The sequence below is a fragment of the Protofrankia sp. CiP1_Cm_nod1 genome, assembly GCF_920888515.1.
Lineage (GTDB): Bacteria > Actinomycetota > Actinomycetes > Frankiales > Frankiaceae > Protofrankia.
This window is the reverse complement of record NZ_CAKKTM010000118.1, coordinates 1-2,155: the sequence shown is the minus strand read 5'-3', so window position 1 is coordinate 2,155 and position 2,155 is coordinate 1. Positions and strand designations below refer to the sequence as shown.

At 64.1% G+C, this 2,155-nt stretch carries 2 protein-coding genes; both read left to right on the top strand.

The annotated features are described in order from the left end of the window. The coding region (locus tag NBX02_RS05735; protein WP_445548283.1) for an urease accessory protein UreF at positions 1-338 on the top strand (338 nt) is incomplete at its 5' end. A gap of 178 nt (positions 339-516) precedes the next feature. Further along, complete coding sequence (locus NBX02_RS05730; protein ID WP_250287195.1) at positions 517-1,560, top strand: hypothetical protein; 1,044 nt, start codon at positions 517-519, stop codon at positions 1,558-1,560. The last annotated feature ends 595 nt before the right edge of the window (positions 1,561-2,155 follow it).

The following is a 2,155-nucleotide window of genomic DNA, read 5'->3' as shown; positions in this document are numbered from 1 at the left end:
GGCCGGGGCTGTCCTGCCCGGTCCCGGCGCCGCACCATCCGGTCGCGTTCGGCCTGGTCGCCGCGCACGCCGGCCTCTCCCCCGCCGACGCCGCGCTGGCCGTCGCCTACGGCACGGTCAGCGGCCCCGCCTCGGCCGCGACCCGCCTGCTCGGCCTGGACCCGCTGGCGGTCACCGCCCTGCTCACCCGCCTCACCCCCGCCATCGACCACACCGCCGCCGAGGCGGCCGCCCTGTCGAACCACCCCCCGGCGGACCTCCCCGCCACCACCGCCCCCCGCCTGGAACTCCTCGCCGAACACCACCACACCGCCACCATCCGCATGTTCGCCTCCTGACGCCCGGTAATCCAGCCACTCCAGAACGATCGACACCGAAAAACCGCGGCAGTGTGCGCTGTCGGCCCACAGCGTCGCCGGCGGACACGCCGAACGAGATACCCACAGCGACCAGAACGCACAGATCCGTCATATGCCGTCTCATCAGCTTTGCAGCCCTGTCCCGCGAAGGCAGAAAATGATCACAAAAATATCCGCGACTATCCCACACCGTGCGCCGCCCTGCCTGCCAGTGGTCGTCATAGTTGACGCGCAGAATGTCCGCGGCCAGGCCCGGGAGGTTCTGGGCAGCCCTCGCCTACCCACGGTCCCTGGTATTCGGACGGCGCTCCAGCCATTCGGTTTCGACGCGGTCGAGATCTACGTCGGCATCGGCACCCGCGCCGCCGGGAGCAACAGTCAGGCACTCCACCGTGAGATCGGCAAGAACCTTGAATACGCGCGTTCCATCACCAAAGATGGCGGCAGAATCCTGAACGGTGCGCTACGGGACAACAGTAGCGGCGGGCTGAGAAATTTTGAAGAGAAACTTGTGGATGTGCTCTGCGGGATACAGGTCGCCCGTTCCGCCTACGCAATCCGACATGAAGGCCACCCAGCCCGCGCCATCGTCATACTCAGCAAGGACATGGACCTCGACCCAGCCGCGCACTTCTCAGAACATCTGGCCGTTCCTGTGGTGACCGCGGCGACATCAGTGATCAACAACCGTCCTGGCATCCGCTGGCTACTGCTCGGTGAGCAGGAGATGTTGAGCATGGTGGGACGTGACGGCCAGTACTGTGGTTCCAGCCGTCGCAACGAAATAGCCGAGTACGCCTGGAAACGGTACGGCCGGAACTACGACTGGCAGGTACTGAATCCCGAACGTCGTCACGGCAGAGTTGATGTGCTGCTTCGTCATGCCAGCGGTGTGGCCGGGCTGGCCTCGTCCCGTCTGTTCGGCAACCGGCAACCTCCGCGCGGACAGGTGGTGAGGCTCCACCCAACAGGTGTTGACCTCGGGGAACGGGGCAAGGATTTCCCCCTACTGGAACTCGGCGTCGACGGAATGGCATCACCGTGCTCGACGCTACGGACAGCGACAGTAACGGCGCGAATATCTCCCACTACCGCCGAGGCATGTTTTCCCGGGTCGACAGATCCGATCAATATCGACATACCGCGAGACGGAATACTTGTCGGTGCGACCCTGCTGGTAAAACAGGTACAAGGACGGTGACGTCTTGTCGGGTGCGTGGACGGCGCTACAGCACCGGCACCGACCAGACTGGGAGGCTGACAGGCTCCCACAGCGTTGTATGCACGGGACGTTACGCGTATCACGCAGCAGACGTGATAACGAACACCGACGAAGAAGCCACGCCGATCTTTTTGCCGCTGGATCGCGCAGTTGGGGCCACAGGCTATCATACGGCTGTTGAAACGGGACACACGACGGATAATGACATCCAGATACTCGCAGCCGCGAGCTCCAGGATACCGTTCTTTGAATAAAGAAAAGGCGGTCGAAAGACCGCCTTTTCCGACTACTACGTGCCTTGTACTACAAGTACGACGTACTCTTGCCGGCCCCCATGTCCGGCACAGTTTATGACACCCGGCTCAACGAGTGCAGATCTACCTGCACCATGGCTGGAGCAGCCGTCAAGTCCGGCTCGGCGCGGTCGGCTCGGCGCGGTCGGCCTGGAGCTCTGCCGATGACCGCCGCCGCCATCGCCTGGCGCGCGGCCGGCGCCGACCCCGGCACCGTCGAGGCAGCAGCCCTGTCTGCCCCGATCGACACCGTCAGCATCCAAGCAGCTTCCCACCGAAGG